Origin of the sequence: Acinetobacter sp. YH12076 (assembly GCF_013419525.1) — a bacterium.
In the GTDB taxonomy this organism is placed as follows: domain Bacteria; phylum Pseudomonadota; class Gammaproteobacteria; order Pseudomonadales; family Moraxellaceae; genus Acinetobacter; species Acinetobacter amyesii.
The window spans coordinates 1-18338 of record NZ_VOZY01000018.1 but is presented as its reverse complement, the minus strand read 5'-3'; the positions used below and the strand labels follow the sequence as shown (position 1 = coordinate 18338).

Genomic DNA, 18338 nt, shown 5'->3' with positions numbered 1-18338 from the left:
TATAATAACTTTAAATAAATAGGTATTCAGAACAATGAAAGATATATACATTCAATTTCGTGGTAAGTACAAAGTAGACGGCGAATCTCGTGATGCAGAGCACAAGAGTTGGTTAGAAGTTAACTCTTGGACGCATAACATCCGTCAACCTAAATCTGCGACTTCTTCAAGTGTGGGTGGTCACACCGCAGAACGTGTAGAACATTCTGATATGGTGTTTGTTAAAGATTTAGATGCGACAAGCCCTAAACTTTGGGAAGCATGTTCAGCAGGTTATACATTTGATGAAGTTCAAATTGATTTTTACCGTGCGAATGGCGACAAACGCATTAAATATCTTCAAATCAAACTGAAACATGTGTTGGTTTCTAGCGTGACACCAACTGTAAATGATGAAGGTGTTCCACACGAATCATTTGGTTTGAAATATGCTGCAGTAGAGTGGACATATAACCAACAAGATATTAACGGTACTGCGAAAGGTGCTGTTACTAAGAAGTGGTCATTATCTAACAACACTGCTTCATACGCAGCGTAATAGATGGATTCAGATAGAGGCTTACTTGGGTAGCCTCTATTTTCATTTTTTTAAATATTTATAAGAAGATATGAATCTCGATCAGCTTTATCCTTATGGTTTTAGAACGACTTTATTTGACCGCTTATTACCAGCAGATGCTCAGCAGACTCAAGGTCTGTCTTTGCAAGAACTTCGTGAATCTGTTGCTTCCGATTTAGAGGATCTCCTCAATAGTCGGGTGGCAAAGTTAGATGAACTGATTGATGACTTTCCATTAGCAAAAAAGTCTATTTTGCAGTTTGGCATTATCGATTTTGTGGGCTTATCGACAGCAAATCCATCGGATCGTGACAAAATTTGTCAGTCAATTGAACAATCGATTGCTGCACATGAACCGCGTTTAAAGCAGATTCGAGTCGAAATGCTCATGGATGGCCATAATATGGGGGCACTATGTTTAAGTATTCAGGCATATTTAAATATTCATCCTTTATACGAACCAGTTATTTTTGATGCCTTATTAAAACCAACAACACAACAATATGTTATTTCTCCAAGAGCTTAATGAAGTGGGTTATCTGTGATTGAAGAGCTGTTACCGTATTACGAAAAACAACTACAGGAATTTGGACAACAGTCCCGTGAGTTTGCCAGTAAATACCCCAAAATCGCCCAGCGTTTGTCTTTAAACCAAGAACAAATAGATGACCCGCATATTGAGCGTTTAATTCAAGCCTTTTCTTTAATTTCTGCACGGATTGATAAAAAACTTGCAGATAGTTATGACGTTTTTACCCGTTCAATTTTTGAGGTGATGTTTCCTCAATATTTAAAACCATTTCCTGCATGTTCTGTAGTAAGCTTCGAAGATATTAATAAAATTAAGCAATTAACAGATCGACACGTTATTCCAAAGGCGACCAGTCTAAAAGCCAAAAGTACGCGCGGTGTTCAATGTGAATATCAGACGGTACAAGAAGTCACATTATTACCGATTCAATTAAAACAGCTCAATTTCAAAACTCATCCATCGGCACATATGCATTTAAATCAAAATGCTACATTGAGCTTAGGATTTGAAATTTTTTCGAATAAGCACGCTTTACTCAAAAATGAAACTTTGCCGATCTTTTTAGACGCTATTTCTAATTTTCCTTTGCAGGTTTTAGATAGTATTTTTAAATCGACTACAAGTTTTTCGATTCGTGTGGGGCAGCACATTTTTGATATTGCCAATCCATTTGAAATTATGGGCTTTGATGAAGTTCAAAGTGTTCTACCTATCGATCAACATACGCATCATGCATATCGTTTATTGATGGAATATTTTTGTGTTCCTGAAAAATTCAATTTTTTAAATCTAAATCTAGATTTCATTAAGTTTTTAAGTTTAGAACATAGTGAATTTGATGTTCAAATGCACTTTAAACTCAATTTAAATGATCAAGCAGCGATTCGAAATTATTCTGAATTAAATGCTGCAAATTTTAAATTGTTTGCTACACCAATTGTTAATCTTTTCAATAAACAAGCAGAGCCGCAAAAGATTAATCATAAGCGAATGGAATATCCATTGGTGACAGATGCACACCATCCTGAATATTTTCAAGCCTATAGCATTTTAAAAATGAATATGGTGCGTGAAAAAAGTAACCAAGATGAAGTGCATTATCCGGTACTGCCTTTTTTTGCAATGAGTCATTATCATCAGGATAAAGTCCAGTTTTTTTATAGTTTAAATCCGCAGCAGATGAAGAATAAACATCAGGAATTAAACTATTCAATCATATCTCGTGCTTTAGACCCACATAGCACTCAGTCCGATTTTATTAGTACTGAACTACTATGTAGTAATCGTGAGTTACCTTACGAAAGTTATAATAAAGATCAAAATGCATTAACTCTGAATGATAGTAATTTGGCCCGTCGTGCTCTGATGCTCAAACGACCGTCGTTACCGTATTATTTTGAGCAAAATAAACAAGAACAGTGGCGGGTCATTTCACATTTATCTTTGAATAATATGTCTTTAATGAAAGGCGATGCGGTCTCTCATATTAAAGAACTTTTGGAATTGTATAATTTACCTAAATCGAAAGAAAACCAAATTATTATCGACTCCATAAAAAATATTCAGTTTTCTACCACACAGAAACTTGTAGATAGTAAACCGTTTCCATTATTTGTCAGAGGTTTAAAAGTACAGCTCGATATCGATGCGGATATATTTAGAGGGCATAGCCTGTATATATTTAGTCAATTGCTAGCCCATATCTTTAATTTAAAAGTCAATATGAACAGCTTTGTCGATGTCTCGGTTTTTGATGCAAATAGTCAACAGGAGTTATACCAATGCGTGCAGAACGTTGGTGGCAAGAAAGCTCTGTAATTGACGGACTTTTCCAAGAACCGAAAGCCTACGAGTTTGTTCAAGCTACTCGTTTGTTAAGACATGCACCTTATGGAGCAGCTCAAGTCCATTGGGCCAATGACTTTGAGTTTAATAGTTCACTTAATTTGAACTTCCCGAACACTGAAATTGAAAGTTTAGAGTTCAACGATGAGAAAGTTGAACTGACAAATTTAATGGTGGGTTTAACGGGTATTCAAGGTGCATTACCTTATAGTTATACCAATAAGATTAAGCTCAGCGGGCGACATCAGCGACACGAAACACAAAAGTTTTTAGGGCTGTTTAATCATAAATTAACAGCACATTATGTTGATGCCAGTTTAAATTATCATTTACCTATTCGTTATGAAATCGAGCAGGATAATCACTATCTTGATATTTTACATGCATTAAATGGTTATATCAGTAGCCAGCATGATCAGCCAGATTTAGATGATTATTTTGCTGAATTCTCAGGTTTAATGCAGGGGCAAAACAATACAGCTTATGCATTAAAAACCATGCTGAATTGTATCTTTAAGCAGAAATTTGATATTCGAGAATTTATCCCTGAAACTTTTGTATTTGAAGAAGATCAGAGAACATGTTTAGGTGGATCTCAGCCGAGCTTATTGGGGCTGAATACTTTTTGTGGTGAGAAGATTCAACAGATTGACGAAAAAATTGAAATCGTGATTGGACCTTTAAATCATGAAGATTATTTAACATTTTTACCGAATCAGGCACGCAGCCTAAAATTAAAACAAATGATTCAAACTTGGTGTAGTCCAACATTAATGGTGGATGTGCGCTTAATTTTACAAAAAGAAGAAATAAAACCGGTGTGTTTAAATTCTTTGAGCGGAATTGGTTTAGCTCAGGGAGCATTTTTACAGCCGAATAAACAGGTCGATAATACAGAAACCTGTTATGCCTTAATGGGGAATGCATAATAATGCTGAAATTAATAATTGGAACCTTTAGTACGCTTTTTGTTTTGTGTACTGCTTTCGTGATTTTTTACTGGCGAGATACAGGCTATGATCCGACGGCTTTCGATTTAGTCACATACTTTTTACTTCTTCCTTTAGCTTTATGTGCAATTATTTTGTCGCCTTATTTGCTTTACAAGGGCATTCAACATCAAAAAGAAAAAAAACTTGAAGCTGAAAAACGTGCAGAAGAACAAGCTGAGCAACAACAACTTGAGGCCATTGAACAAGCAAAACCGAAGCCTATTGATGTACAGCAATTTCGTTTAAATGTTTATTCATCAGCGGCTTGGCATAGTTTTGGTGAAAACGAACAAATTATCCAAGATATTCAACAATTCAAAAGTCCTGAACTCGATGATAAATTATTCAATGCATACGGTTTGCCTGTTCTTTCATTTCGAATCAAAGGTTTAGATGAACTCACTAATGAAGAAGCAGATGATGAATATAGTGCCATCACCATGCGTGAAAAACGAATCCAGTCACTTATTCAGCAACAACTAGAGCAACACGCTGAAAGTCTATTTTTAATTGCTGAGCATCTGAAGCAATCAGCACTCTTTTATGATAGTGAATTGGCATATCAGTACCGTATGCATCCGGGTTGGGTGGATCCAGATTATACGCAAGATGAACATCCAGAACATTTGGCGAACAATGCACAGCAAGTTTCACGTTTAAATCGTTTAAATGTCCATATTTTGCTTGCTGATAATTTGATTCATCAATGGAATGATGATTATGCTCAAATTATTCAGCAGTATCTATCTGACGGATTTTCGATCATTCCCGAACAAATTCATATCGAGCCACATTTTATCGGCACTCAAGTCGCTTATTCAGAATGGTTAAGCATTTTAGAGATGATTTCAAAACAAAAGTTTGAAGTCAGTTTGATTCTCAATGCTGACTCTGAAATCGACCAAGAATGGATTGATGAAAAGATGTGGTTACAAGAAAAATACATTGCTGCAGAGTTTGCATCGAGTTGGTGTTTGGCTGCTTCAGACGTTCAAGTTCGAGGTTTAACTCCAAATAAAGTGCTACAAGTGGTGGCACATGAGCCTGAGTTGAAACGTAATTTAGAGCTTAAAGCACTGAATAATTTAGATCAGTATGATCAAGAACAACCCTTTTTATTGATGTTAGATGATGCAACGGATATGAAAGTGGTGAAAAAATTACAGTATAAATTTAATGAAACCGCGATTGAAACCTATCATTTTTTATATACAAAACAGAATCTTGGAAATACCCAGCAATTGGCAAAAATTTTTGGATTCATGTTGGGTATGCACTTGCCAGAAGAGTTAACTGCCATGATTTATAGCACAGACCAAGAATCGACATTTGCTTTTATTCAAGCATTTTCAGTAGAAGATGAACTTGAACAAGAAACTGTTTAATTAGAATTAAGACGAAATTGAGAACATTGTGAACACACTATTTTATACGATCCTCGGTTATGTTTGGCAGTACGTCACCAATCCTAAAGCGATGGTGGCTTTGTCATTTTTTGTGGCCATTGTGGCTATGCATAATTCGATTCCACAAAAGACTTTTTACATTGTGGTTGCTGTTTATATTCTCGGATTAATTCTGTGGGGTATTTATGAATTAGTGCAGCATTATCGTCATAAACAGCATGGCGAAGAGCTAGCTGAGGCGATTGCCAAAGATAATGAAGCTGAATACGGCAAACAAAAGAATAAAGAAGAACTTGCGCTGATTAATCAGCAAATGAAAGACTCGATTCAACTTATCCGTAAATCAAAACTCGGCGACAAAAAGGGTAATGCAGCCCTATATGAATTACCTTGGTACATGGTGATTGGTAACCCAGCAGCGGGTAAAAGTTCAGCGATTTATAATTCTGGTCTTAGATTTCCATTTGAAGAAACTCATCAGAAAATGGTGTCGGCAGGTCTAAGTGGTACTCGTAACTGCGATTGGTTTTTCTCTACAGATGGTGTCTTACTCGATACCGCAGGTCGATATTCTGTTTATGCCGAAGACCATTCAGAATGGTTAGGTTTCTTAAATATTCTCAAAAAAAACCGTTCTAAAGCACCAATTAACGGTTTAATCGTGATTGTTTCTGTGGCTGAGCTTGTTAGTCAAAGTCCTGAAAAATCAATCAAATTAGCCAAAAACTTACGCGCACGTATACAGGATTTGACGGAACGTTTAGAAATTTTTGCACCAGTCTATATCGTTTTTTCAAAAATGGATTTGATTGCTGGCTTTACTGAATTTTTTGATTGTTATGATAAGGATGAATTTGATCAAGTTTGGGGTGCAACACTGCCTTATGATCCAGACTCATCTGAACATGCTGTAGAGATGTTCGAAAAGCATTATTCAATTTTATACGATGGTTTGAAGAGCGTCAGTACTACGCACTTGAGTCGTCGTCATTCGCAAAATATTTCTCCAAGTGTAATGACATTTCCACTGGAGTTTAAAAGTTTAAAGCCAGTGTTAAAAACTTTTATTGGTACGTTGTTTCAAGACAACCCTTATCAGTTTAAACCAGTTTTCCGTGGGTTCTATTTCACCAGTGCGTTACAAGAAGGTGTGATTGAAAGTCCAATGACCGAGCAAATCGCTGAAGACTTTCATTTGGTGAAAAGTACGGATAGTGAGTTTGGCATTCCTACGAATTCTGTTTCGCAAGACCATGGTTATTTCTTAAAAGGACTCTTTTCAACCGTCATTTTAAAAGATAAAAATCTAGTTAAACAACATATCAATCCTGCACGTAAACGTCAGCGCTTTATGGCATTTATTGCTGCATTGTTATTGGTTGCTGTGGTGCTTGGGTTATGGGTTTGGTCGTATCGTAATAACCAACAACTCGTGGCGGAAGTTCAAGCTGACTTAGACAAAGTTGTGCAAATGGAAAGCCGTAGCGGAAGTGAGCTTTCGACTCAATTGGATGCATTGCTGATATTACAAGGACATTTACAGCAGCTCGATCATTTTGATGAAGATCGTCCATTGAAATATAGTTTTGGTTTATACCAAGGGAATAAAATCCGTGAAAAACTCAAAGTTGAGTATTTACGTGGCATTCAACAAATTGTATTAGTACCATCTCAGCAAAATATGGCGCAGTACTTACAACGTGTCAAAGCCAATGAAGCGACGTTGAAAGAAAATCACGTCAATGTTCAAATCACTCAAGCTGTGAAATCAAATCAGCCCTATTTAGAACCATCAGATACTAACCCTCAGGATGCATATAATGCACTGAAGGCTTATTTGATGATGAGCAATCATAAATATATGGAATCGAGCCATTTGAGTGACCAAGTTACTCGTTTCTGGCGTTCATGGTTAGATTCAAATCGTGGTCAAATGCCACGTGGGGAAATGATTCAAAAAGCTGAACAAGTTTTATCTTATGCGATGACTTTAGCTGCTGATCCTGCGTTCCCGCAAATGGAATCTGATCCTTTATTGGTTGATCAAACACGTCAATTATTGACGGCTGTTACTATGGGTATTCCTGCACGTGACCGCGTTTATAATGAAATTAAAATGCGTGGTTCGGTACGTTTCCCTGCAGTAACTGTGAAGCAAATTTTAGGTGAAACAGGCCAAAACAGCATGTTAGGTAGTTATGCCTTGCCGGGTATTTTTACTTACCAAGCATGGAATGATTATGTAAAAGATGCGATTAACCAAGCTGCGAATAATCCGACAGATACCCAAGATTGGGTACTCAATACCAATCGCTCTGATGACCTGACGTTTAGTGGTAGTCCAGATCAGATCAGTAAACAGTTAACCGAACTTTATAAGCAGGAATATATCGCTGAATGGCGTAAATTTTTAAATGCTGTGCATTATGGCAAAGGTGCAGATGTTGCTCAGCAGTCACGTTTTATCGATATTTTAGGTGAACCTGAGAATTCGCCAATTCGTAAAGTGGTGGACCGTATTGCGAAAGAAACCAGTTGGGATAATCCAATTGTTCAAGCAGAACTGGCTGCGCCTCAGAAAGGTTTTATTGCGTGGTTTAAACGTAAAGTCCTCAGCCGTGATGATGCGCAGCAGGCACAGCAAGTTGCTTCTAAAGCCGGTCAAGGTGTTATTGCAAAAGAATTTGATGTGTTCTATCAACTAGTTCGTAAGCGTGATGATCAGCAAAACAAATCTATTTTAGATGAATACATGCTGTCTTTGAGTCAAGTACGTAGTAAGTTCAATGATTTGAAGAGTGGCGGTGATATGGGACCTGCAAGCATGACATTGGTGAAACAAACCATCAATGATCAAAGCTCAGTCTTTAATAGCACACAAAAATTCGTAGATGAAAAAATGTCTGTGGGTCTAAATGAATTAGATCAACAGTTGATTCAAAAACTCTTTATGCAGCCAGTGACCCAGTCATTTGAAGTTCTGTTGATACCTGCTCAAAACGAAATAAATAAATTGTGGGCAATGCAGGCGTATCAACCATTTACAACCAATCTTGCGCCTAAATATCCATTTAATAGCAATGCTACTTTACAAGCGACCAGTAATGAAATTAGCCAAATTTTTGGTGAAAACGGAAGTATCGCTCGTTTTGTAAAAGAATATTTGGATCCATTGGTGATTCGTCGAGGCTATACCTTAACCACGAAAACATGGAAAGATTTGGGCATTGGTTTAAATCCACAATTTGTAGCGAACTTCCAACGCTATGTTGCGCCAAGTAATGGCGTTGCTACAGGGGAATTGAGTCAAGCAGCACCTGCGGCAACCAATCAATCGAACTTCCAGTTCTTCCCATTAGAAAATACACAGTTGCTTTCATATACCATTGATATTGATGGTCAGCGTATGGTGTATGAAAACGGTGTTCAGCAATGGGTGAACTTCGTTTGGCCAAATAAAGGGGCAATTCCGGGTGCACGTATTACTGCAATTGACTTGGAAGGTCAAACGCATACGATTTTTGATGAGCCGGGTGAATATGGTATTAACCGATTGGTTGAAGGCGCTCAGCGTACACAAAATGGTAATTCATTTGAAATGGTGTGGCGTAGCAAACAAAATCCAAAAGTGTTTGTTAAAGTGAATTTCCGTTTAATTAGTGGTAACGCATCTGGCCCAACTACAGGTTCAGGCTATTCAGGTATGACTCTTGTTGATCAAGTGGTGACGAATAAAGGTGTTCGTGTCGTCGCAGCGCAAACGATGCCTGCAGGACAAGCGCCTGTAGCGCCACCAGCGACTTCACCGATGAGTGTTGTACAAGGAACAGCAACACCATGATGATGAATTTAAAAATGAGAGCGGTGGCATTCGTGCAAAAGAACAAGGAGTGTGACGATGTATGAAGTGAGAACGACACCGCTGTATTATGGAAAATGTCCAGCTCGTGGTGATTTCTTAAAGAGCCGTGAACAATATTCACTGATTCAGTTAATCGATCAGTGGATCACGGAGGCGCTTGAGTTCGCTATGCGTTCAGACAATTTTAATGCAGCGTATAACTCACTGCCTTCATTAGATTTCTTTATTGCCAGTCCAAAAGATAAGCGTTTTTTGGTTGCCAATTTGATTAGTAGTGAAGACAGTTCAAAGCGTCAATTTCCAATGGTGCTCGCTCATCTGCTAGAAATCGATGATCCTTTCGATAATATTTTGTATGCACCATATCGTTATAAACAAACCTTAATTGACTTATATCAGCGTAACCGAGTGATGCGTTCTATTCGCGATCCCGATATTTTGCTCGATAAATTAGGCAAATTGAATAACGAAATCCAAGTGTTCGGAACAGAAGAAACCTCTTCTTTTTATGAGCACCATACGTTGCATTCATTTGCACGTTTATTGAATTTTACGCCTTATCAGTTGGCGCAAAGCATGATTGGTCTCGGTTTGCTGCTACAACCGATTATTCATCAGGGCACGTCTCGGTTGAATAAAGTGTTGATCTTACCGATCAATAATATTAGTTACTGCTATGAAATCGCGGCTTTTTGGGTCAATTTAATTAGTCGTTTTGTCGAAAACCAAGATGCTGAGTTACTCATTGGCATCCTACACAGTGATTCACCTGTTTTACTATTTGGTTTTCAAGGTGCTGATATTACTGCACTCAATGATGTTTTTACCCAAAATATGCAAAGTGATCATTGGGTTTCCCTGATCGATGCCAGTTGGATTGATCCTTATCTTGAACAAAATGCAGGCTTAGCCGTTTTGGAACAGTCTTTGAGTGAGCGTCAGATCAGCCTTATTCATGGCATTAAACTTTTTAGACAGACTTTTATAGAAGAATAATGATGCAAAGAATCTTACCAATGTTGCCCAAATTTATTGCGAGTGTATGCATTTTAGGTTGTTCGACTTTGCTTTGGGCAGAGCCTATTGTGATTGAAGGTGCTGTACCGAATGAAGCAACCAAGCAAGAAATATTAAATAAAGCCTATTTGACCTATGGTCAGGCAAATGTGGTTGATAAAATTCAGGTTCGAGCGGTTACAGCACCTAATGGTTGGGGTAATAGCGTAAGCCAAATGATTAATGACGACTTAAAAAAAGTAAAACAGGGGAAACTCTCTGTACGCGGAACGCAAGTCGATTTAAGTGGAAAGATGTCAAATCAAAATGATATCCAACCAACTACCACCAAGTTTCAGTCTTTGGTCACGGCACCTTTTCGTTTCAATGCACAGCTTTCTGTCAATCAGGCTGAACAGGCCATTATTGATGCGGCTTTACGTAATCGTATTATTGAATTTGAATCTGGAAGCGCGATTTTAGCACCATCTGGGGTACAGATCTTAGATGAAATGGTTATCGCACTGAATCGCGTCGGTGGGAAAAAAGTACGAATTATTGGTCACACAGACAGCTCGGGGAATCCTGAGAAAAACTTAAGTTTAAGCCAAGATCGTGCTAATGCAGTTAAAAACTACCTGATTTCAAAAAATATTGCAGCGGCGAACTTAAGTACTGAAGGGATGGGCTCAAATAAGCCTGTGGCAGACAATGCTACGCCTGAAGGCCGTAAGAAAAACCGTCGTATTGAGTTTGAAGTGCTGTAACTATTGTAACTACAACGGCTAATGCGACGATTGAACCCAGTGTATCTAGACTGGGTTTTTTTATGCTAATTGACTCAGTCGATTATTTGATAACTGAAAACGACATTTTTTAAAGCAGCAGTGTTATAACTAAATAAGACTATATTTTGAATAGGGCTAAAGCTTTAATTTTTGCATTTTATACCACTAAAGCATTCATATTTTGAGCAATAAAACAGTGGATTCTAAAATCAATTAAGGTTAAAACATAAGAATCAGTTTTGGATATGCGTTTCATATCTACTGCTTTCAACCTTGTCGATAAAGAATAATCACTTTTGACATGGTACAAAGTTTTAAAAAATCTGCAGGACAGTGCGGAAAAAAAACAACTCAATATGGATGAATGTGGGAGCAAACAATGCTTGGTAATATGATGTTTAAACCGCTTTTGATTAGTAGCATGATTGAACATGCAGGTCGCTATCATGCGGATAGTTTAGTAATTTCAAAAAATACAGACACGACGATTACGAAAACCACTTGGGGTGATGTTCATAAAAATTCAAAACGATTTGCTAATGTTCTTGCATCTCTCGGTTTAAATTTAGGGGATCGTGTTGCGACGATCGCTTGGAATAACCACCGTCACTTAGAGTCTTGGTACGCTATTTCAGGTAGTGGTTATGTCTGTCACACCATTAATCCACGTTTATTTCCAGAACAATTAATTTTTATCATCAATGATGCCGCAGACCGCGTGATGTTATTTGATAAAACCTTTTTGCCTTTAATCAAAGCAGTAAAACCTTTATTAAAATCTGTTGAACATTTTATTTGTTTAGATGCACCAGATGCAGCAATTATCGAAGCGGTACCAGAAGTTAAATTTTATGATGAACTCATCGCGGCGCAATCTGCAGACTATACATGGCCAGAATTAGATGAATTATCGGCTAGTTCGTTATGTTATACCTCAGGTACCACAGGCAATCCGAAAGGCGTGTTGTATAGTCATCGTTCAACAGTCTTACACAGTTATGCGATTTGTATGCCGGATTCATTAAATATCTCAGCGCGAGATATTATGATGCCCGTTGTGCCGATGTTCCATGTCAACGCATGGGGTACGCCATATGCTGCGGCAATGGTGGGATGTACTTTAGTGCTGCCAGGCCCAGGTTTAGATGGAGCAAGCCTGACGCAAATGATTGATGACTATAAAGTATCCGTTGCATTGGGTGTTCCAACGATTTGGCAGGGTTTGATTAATGCTGCGCAACAAGCGGGTAGTCAGCTTGAAAGTTTAATGCGTAATGTGGTTGGTGGATCTGCTTGTCCTCCTGCGATGTTAAAAGTGTTTAAAGAACAATTTAACTGTGAAACGATTCATGCTTGGGGAATGACCGAAACCAGTCCATTAGGTTCTTCAAACCAATTTAAAGCCAAACATTTGTTATTATCTGAAGAAGAACAATTACAAGTACGATTGTCACAAGGTCGTCCACCATTCGGGGTCGATTTACGTATTACCGATGAAGAAAACGGTACACACGAAGTTGCACGTGATGGCGAAACGACGGGTAATTTACAGATCCAAGGGCATTGGATTATTGGCAATTACTTTGGCAAAACAGAATCTGCATTAACCTCAGATGGTTGGTTTGATACCGGGGATATTGCAACCCTGAACGAAGATGGTTTCTTAAAAATTAGTGACCGTTCAAAAGATTTGATCAAATCGGGCGGTGAATGGATTTCTTCCGTTGAGTTAGAAAATTTAGCTATGGGACATCCTAAAATTGCAATGGCGGCAGTGATTGCAGCAACCCATCCAAAATGGGATGAGCGTCCTGTATTGATTGCAATTAAAAAGCCAGATGTCGATTTATCTGATACAGAAATTTTGGATTATTATGCAGATAAAGTCGCTAAATGGCAGGTGCCAGATAAAGTGATTTTCGTGGATGCTATTCCATTGAGTGGAACAGGTAAAATGCTGAAAAAAGATCTACGTGAGCAATTTGGTGCTGTATTAATAGAAAGCTAACTTAATATAAGTCACTAACTAAATGTTGGTAAGGAGCAAAACGCAAAGGTAACATGCCTTTGCGTATTTTTATAAAAACTTAAATTTTGATAAATACCATATTCTTAATATGAGGTTTTTAAATAAAATTTTTTCAATGAATCCATAACCAAGTTCAATGAATAATCTAGCCGTGTTAGGTCGCATTCAATTCAATAAAAGCGTAAATTGATGAGGCATCCACCGTTAAACCACCTTTCTTATGTTTCTAGTTTGGATCTTATTCACTTTAATGGCTGCTTTTATGCAGTCATGGCGCAATGCATTTCAAAAACAACTCAGTACCACTGTTGATGTGTATGGTGTCACCCTTGCACGGTTTATTTTTGGGCTCCCATTTGCCTGCATTTATTTATTTGTGCTGTACCAACAACAGCCTGTGACTCAGGTGACCACATTTACACCTATGTTTTGGATCTATGTGGTGATTGCAGGACTAAGTCAAATTTTAGCGACGATTTTAATGGTCTTGCTTTTTAAGCAAAAGAATTATGCCATCGGCGTCGGTTTAGCGAAAAGTGAAGCCATCTTTGCGGCCATAGTGGGGGTGATTTTTTTAAGTGAACATTTAAGTTTATTTGGTTGGATTGGTGTTTTGGTTGGTGGCATAGCCGTTTTTCTTTTAAGCAAAGGTTCTCAACGACAAAAGTTATCTTTGCCAACTTTATGCATCGGTGTAGGGAGTGGATTAAGTTTTGCTATTACCTCTTTATTGGTTCGTGAAGCCAGTTTAGAGCTAAGTGATTTACCGACTTTGCATCGTGCGGCGTGGGTATTGTTGAGTGTAATTGGCTTTCAATGTGTGATTATGCTGCTGTACCTCAGTCTATTTAGCCGCAAAACGCTCATTGCCATGTGGGATAGAGTCGGTCTGAACTTTCGCGTTAGTGTCTGTAGCTTTCTAGCATCCTTGGGCTGGTTTACTGCTATGAGTATGCAAACGGTTGCGATTGTCAAAACCCTAGGTCAAATCGAAATATTATTTAGCCTCTTAATCTCTGCCTATTTCTTTAAGGAAAAACTCGCAAGAACTGATCATTGGGGTTTAGCCCTAGTGGTGATTGCGGCGATTATGGTGATTTGGGCTTAATGTGTGCTTTAAACAGACATGAAGGTAAAAAAAGTCCGAATTTAAGTCAGATTTTCGAATATTTTTTTAATTAAAAGATGAGAAATATTTGATGTCCACTAGGATATTTATCATGGAATTGTTTATGATTTAAAGAATGACTAAACTTTGAACATGATTGAAAATGCTCAAGTTGTTCAATCTATATATTTATTTTTCAAATTTTAGCGTTAAATTTTTTTATTATTTTTTATTTATATTGCCAAAATAAACAATGTATTGATGGGAGGGCTTAAATTTGGAAATACTCATACAAACTTTATCCTTCCCCGCATTGTTAACGATTTTAGCTTCGGCTTTAGGCTGTGGATTGCTCATCGGTTTGGAGCGTCAACGTAACAACAATTTGGACAGTGAACAGAGCTTTGCCGGTTTACGCTCATTTACCATTTGTGCGTTGTTTGGAGCACTGTGTTTTTTAATCCATTTAGCTGTTGGTGTACTCGGTGCAATTGTCGTCAGCATGTTTAGCTATTATGGATTAAGCCAACAAAAACAAGATATTGGAACAACTACTGAACTTGCTTTTGTTATGACTTATTTAATCGGCGCCGCTTGTGTTTTTAATATTCCACTGGCTGCGTGTTTGGCTGTGGTGTTGACCCTCATATTAGTTGGAAAAAAAGGCTTACATCATTTTGCAGCGCATTGGATCAAAGACTATGAGTTAAGAGATGGGGTCTTTTTACTGGCATTGATCCTAATTGCCTTACCTTTAACTCCAAATCAAGCCTATTGGGGTTCAGTATTAAATCCCTATGTGATTTTAAAATTACTGATATTGATCTTGGTGGTGCAGTCATTAGCGCACATCGCCAAGCGGCTTCTATCTTCTGATAAAGCGATTATCTTATCGGCCTTGGCATCAGGTTTTGTGTCGAGCACAGCAACAATCGCAAGCTTAGGCATGGAAGTACGAGCAGGAAAAGCCAGTGCCAAAAGTAATGCAGGGGCAGGACTTTTTTCATGTGTTGCAACATTGGTTCAACTCTTGATCATCGTACTTGGGGTGAGTTTTGCATGGTTTAAAATATTAGTTATACCAAGTATCGTCGGCATCTTGATATTAGTCCTTGCTGCGCTATATTTGATTTATGGCTCATCTCAAGTTCAGCATAATAAAGAGACAGAACCGGAAATGCTTCGTGTAGAGGCAAATGAACCAGTGCCGTTAGAAAATACCGATAGTCGAATGTTTAGCTTAAAACAGGCGGCAATCATTGCCATCACGCTTACTTTGATCCAAGCACTTGTTTATGGATTAAATCTCGCTTTAGGTGATAAAGGCTTAATTTTAGGGACATTATTAGCATCACTCTTTGAAGTCCATGCAGCTATGGCAACCGTGGTGATGCAAGGTAATATCGACAATTTAACATTGGTTTATGCTGTGGTGATTGGATTATCAGCCCATGCGATTTCAAAATGTGTGAATGCATTTCTCACAGGTGGCTGGAAATATTTTCTATATTTTGCACCAACACAGTTACTTCATATGCTGTGCCTAATCGCGGTTTTGCTATTCAGTTTAAGATAAATGAGCCAAGTGACTGCTTCTTATTATTCATGGCGCAATTGCATTAATCTGGCTTTAATTTGTGGCCAACTGGTTGAAATCCAACATACCAGCGAACCTAATGTCACCAAAATGGCACCATGCCAAAAACTTAAACTCAGTGGTGTCTGTAATATAAACATTGAAATAACCGAAGAAAAAATCGGACTAAAATACGATAAAGTCACCAATATCGTAATATTGCCTTTAATAATACCTACATTCCACGCTGCATAACCCAAAGCGGTTACAATGGACACGGTCAACATATACATACCAGTATGTAAGTCTACGGCAGGCATTCGCGGAATACCGTGAAATATCAACATTTTTAGCCATAGCATAATCGTGATCACGACGAAAAAGAATGAAATAGGGTTATGTCCATGACTGTATTTACGTGTAATCACACAGTAGAGTGACCATAAACTAGCGCCCATAAAAGCAAGAAAATAGCTTAATGGATTGGACTGAATGTTGGTAAAGACTGTAGACCAGTTAAAACTTCCGTTAACAGTTTGGATTAAAATAATGCCGCCCAAACTAATGGCTAAACCAATGATTACGAAAAAGTTAAATTTTAATTCTTTAAATAATATTAACGCGGCAATTGTCAGACTCGGCCATAAATAATTGACCAAACTGATTTCAATCGCTTGTTGAGCTGTTTGAGCCAAAGCAATGGCATACGAAAAACACAACTCATAAATCACAAATAAAAGGGTGGCATATATCAAAAATTGGCGCGGAACCAGTTTAAGGTTTGGAATTTTAAATAAGAGCAATAGAATAATTGCGCTCAAGGTATACATAAAGAGTACAGCAAGATCAGGGCCAATACTGAAACTAATTTTCTTAAGTAAACCAACAATAGAAGACCATTGTAAGATTGCACTGAATCCAATCAGCGTTGCAAGATTTTTGGACATGATTGCTCGAAGATTTCGCGAATGGCGAATGAATTTTTAATTTTTATTATAGTCTTTATTCAGTCGTTTAGTATAAGCGTGAAATTATCAAACTCTATTTAATTAAAAAGATTTAGAGCTCGTCGTACGTCAAGAGCAGCATGGCGATGAACTAGGTTTAGGTTCTGGTTTATTAACACAAGATTTAAAACTTGGACAATGTATTCATGCCTATATTCGTGCGAATCCAAATTTTCACTTAGCAGAGGGCGTTAAGTCGGCAATTATGATTGGCAATGGCTCAGGAATGGCGGGTTTGCTTTCACATCTTTAGCAACGTGTCGCAACGGTGCACTATCAAAACTGGTTTATTTATGGTGAACGTCAACAAGCTTTCGATGCAATTTTTGCTGATGAACTGCGTGAATTGCAAAGCCAAGGTAAAATTGCAGAAATCGATCGGGTATTTTCTTGTGATGGATTTGCTGAAAAATATGTGCAAGATGTCCTAGTTGTAAAAAAAGCTGAATTGGTTGATTGGCTAGAGCAAGGGGCTTGTCTCTATATCTGCGGCAGTTTAAATATGGCCAAAGCGGTAGATGCAACTTTGCAAGATATACTGGGCATTGAACAATTGCATACACTGCGTAAAGCAGGTCGTTACCGCCGTGATGTGTATTAAATATTTGATGGCTATTCAATAAATAAAGTAAAAAAATCCTCCAAACGTGGAGGATTTTTTATGTTTCTGAATTCATTCAGCGTTTATACCTCACATATATTTTAAAATTGTGATGAAAATATATGAATGAGAATTGCATATTGGATGTACAACATCTATTTTAAATTTAGCTGAAGTAACTTTTAAACGTATTGAAAAATAACAGCTAAAAGCGATAATTCATTAAATGACTCTTTTAAGAAAGTTTATTTTCTTTGACGGAGGAAGTTTAAGGATTACTTTTATAAAGAGAACAACATGCTAAAAATGATCATACGCCCAGCCTGTGTAGAGGATGTTGATGGAATCGCGGCAGTCATTGAACCATTTGTCGATGATGTTATTTGCAGTGAAGAAGGTCGTGAGCGCTTTAAGCCCCACATGCTCAAACATATTTTTGAGCGTGATTTAATCCATTATTTTGTTGCTGAAATAAATCAAGAAATCGTTGGCAATGTAGCTTATGTGCATCCTGCACATCTCATGCATTTTTTCTTGAAACCTGAATATCATGGCCAAGGTTTTGGACGTCAAATGTGGGAGTTTATAGAAAGCGAAATAATGCAGCATGAGCCTGAGCATATTACGGTAAATTCGAGTTTCTATGCTTTAGAAATTTATAAAAAATTTGGCTTTGAGATTGTAGGTGAATTAACTCAGCAATGGGGAATTCACTACATACCTATGAGAAAGCAGGTAACTAAACCTATAAAACATTGAAAAATATTAAATCTTATTTAAAAATCATTAAATAAAAATTAATTTTCCAGAGCATGATGAGATAGTTTTACAAAGACATTTCATCATGACGCTTTAAATTTATCAATAATTAAGTATAGACTTCTTTCATAATTCATTTTTTGCTCAGCTCTAAATTATAGATTCCCGCAATTAAATTGAATCTTAAGCCCAGTCTTTTTCCTCGATTACGATATCGCTCGGCAAGGATTTTGAAAGTTTTTAAACTACCAAATACATGCTCAACCCCAATTCTTCTT

14 protein-coding genes and 1 pseudogene are annotated in these 18338 nt (G+C 37.5%); 13 read left to right on the top strand and 2 right to left on the bottom strand.

The genetic code is table 11. The features are described from left to right. Window positions 1–34 precede the first annotated feature (34 nt). The 11 genes from FTU22_RS14700 (at window position 35) to FTU22_RS14650 (ending at window position 15693) form a co-directional block, all read left to right on the top strand. Window positions 35–538, top strand: coding sequence for a type VI secretion system tube protein Hcp (locus FTU22_RS14700; RefSeq protein ID WP_078190771.1), 504 nt, complete (start codon window positions 35–37; stop codon window positions 536–538). A 70-nt stretch (window positions 539–608) separates the two neighbouring features. Further along, window positions 609–1085, top strand: coding sequence for a type VI secretion system baseplate subunit TssE (tssE, locus tag FTU22_RS14695; protein WP_078190770.1), 477 nt, complete (start codon window positions 609–611; stop codon window positions 1083–1085). A 15-nt stretch (window positions 1086–1100) separates the two neighbouring features. Beyond that, entirely contained in the window at window positions 1101–2909 is a 1809-nt protein-coding gene (gene tssF, locus FTU22_RS14690; protein WP_180095196.1) for a type VI secretion system baseplate subunit TssF, read from the top strand. Continuing rightward, window positions 2873–3865 (top strand): type VI secretion system baseplate subunit TssG, encoded by a 993-nt coding sequence (tssG, locus tag FTU22_RS14685; protein ID WP_180095180.1) that lies wholly within the window; start codon window positions 2873–2875, stop codon window positions 3863–3865. The genes tssF and tssG overlap by 37 nt, the downstream gene beginning before the upstream one ends. 2 nt (window positions 3866–3867) lie before the next feature. Further along, complete coding sequence (locus tag FTU22_RS14680) at window positions 3868–5313, top strand: hypothetical protein (protein WP_180095178.1); 1446 nt, start codon at window positions 3868–3870, stop codon at window positions 5311–5313. Between the two features lie 28 nt (window positions 5314–5341). After that, complete coding sequence (tssM, locus tag FTU22_RS14675; protein ID WP_180095176.1) at window positions 5342–9175, top strand: type VI secretion system membrane subunit TssM; 3834 nt, start codon at window positions 5342–5344, stop codon at window positions 9173–9175. Between the two features lie 57 nt (window positions 9176–9232). Further along, window positions 9233–10192, top strand: coding sequence for a type VI secretion system-associated protein TagF (gene tagF, locus FTU22_RS14670; protein ID WP_168379476.1), 960 nt, complete (start codon window positions 9233–9235; stop codon window positions 10190–10192). A 20-nt stretch (window positions 10193–10212) separates the two neighbouring features. Next, complete coding sequence (locus FTU22_RS14665; protein ID WP_227591916.1) at window positions 10213–10959, top strand: OmpA family protein; 747 nt, start codon at window positions 10213–10215, stop codon at window positions 10957–10959. A 400-nt stretch (window positions 10960–11359) separates the two neighbouring features. Then, window positions 11360–12988, top strand: coding sequence for a long-chain-fatty-acid--CoA ligase (locus FTU22_RS14660; RefSeq protein WP_180095174.1), 1629 nt, complete (start codon window positions 11360–11362; stop codon window positions 12986–12988). A gap of 241 nt (window positions 12989–13229) precedes the next feature. Next, the gene (locus FTU22_RS14655; protein ID WP_180095172.1) at window positions 13230–14117 is read left to right on the top strand and encodes a DMT family transporter; all 888 of its coding nucleotides are present in this window, start codon (window positions 13230–13232) and stop codon (window positions 14115–14117) included. Between the two features lie 277 nt (window positions 14118–14394). Next, complete coding sequence (locus FTU22_RS14650) at window positions 14395–15693, top strand: MgtC/SapB family protein (RefSeq protein ID WP_180095170.1); 1299 nt, start codon at window positions 14395–14397, stop codon at window positions 15691–15693. 23 nt (window positions 15694–15716) lie between these two features. On the opposite strand, the gene yddG is transcribed toward FTU22_RS14650, so the two are convergent. Continuing rightward, window positions 15717–16640: an aromatic amino acid DMT transporter YddG gene (gene yddG / locus FTU22_RS14645; RefSeq protein WP_180095168.1), complete on the bottom strand. Its 924-nt coding sequence runs from the start codon at window positions 16638–16640 to the stop codon at window positions 15717–15719. 328 nt (window positions 16641–16968) lie between these two features. Between yddG and FTU22_RS14640 the strand changes: the two genes are divergently transcribed. Both FTU22_RS14640 and FTU22_RS14635 read left to right on the top strand, forming a co-directional pair. Then, window positions 16969–17301 (top strand): hypothetical protein, encoded by a 333-nt coding sequence (locus FTU22_RS14640; protein ID WP_180095166.1) that lies wholly within the window; start codon window positions 16969–16971, stop codon window positions 17299–17301. Between the two features lie 306 nt (window positions 17302–17607). Next, window positions 17608–18060: a GNAT family N-acetyltransferase gene (locus FTU22_RS14635; protein WP_180079190.1), complete on the top strand. Its 453-nt coding sequence runs from the start codon at window positions 17608–17610 to the stop codon at window positions 18058–18060. Between the two features lie 133 nt (window positions 18061–18193). On the opposite strand, the pseudogene FTU22_RS14630 reads toward FTU22_RS14635, so the two are convergent. Next, window positions 18194–18338: pseudogene (locus tag FTU22_RS14630) on the bottom strand (IS5/IS1182 family transposase); the annotation flags it as partial.

Coding starts and splice junctions, on each gene's coding strand:
- FTU22_RS14700 (WP_078190771.1), top strand. CDS start 35: ATGAAAGATATATACATTCAATTTCGTGGTAAGTACAAAGTAGACGGC.
- tssE (WP_078190770.1), top strand. CDS start 609: ATGAATCTCGATCAGCTTTATCCTTATGGTTTTAGAACGACTTTATTT.
- tssG (WP_180095180.1), top strand. CDS start 2,873: ATGCGTGCAGAACGTTGGTGGCAAGAAAGCTCTGTAATTGACGGACTT.
- FTU22_RS14680 (WP_180095178.1), top strand. CDS start 3,868: ATGCTGAAATTAATAATTGGAACCTTTAGTACGCTTTTTGTTTTGTGT.
- tagF (WP_168379476.1), top strand. CDS start 9,233: ATGTATGAAGTGAGAACGACACCGCTGTATTATGGAAAATGTCCAGCT.
- FTU22_RS14665 (WP_227591916.1), top strand. CDS start 10,213: ATGTTGCCCAAATTTATTGCGAGTGTATGCATTTTAGGTTGTTCGACT.
- FTU22_RS14660 (WP_180095174.1), top strand. CDS start 11,360: ATGCTTGGTAATATGATGTTTAAACCGCTTTTGATTAGTAGCATGATT.
- FTU22_RS14655 (WP_180095172.1), top strand. CDS start 13,230: ATGTTTCTAGTTTGGATCTTATTCACTTTAATGGCTGCTTTTATGCAG.
- yddG (WP_180095168.1), bottom strand. CDS start 16,640: ATGTCCAAAAATCTTGCAACGCTGATTGGATTCAGTGCAATCTTACAA.
- FTU22_RS14635 (WP_180079190.1), top strand. CDS start 17,608: ATGATCATACGCCCAGCCTGTGTAGAGGATGTTGATGGAATCGCGGCA.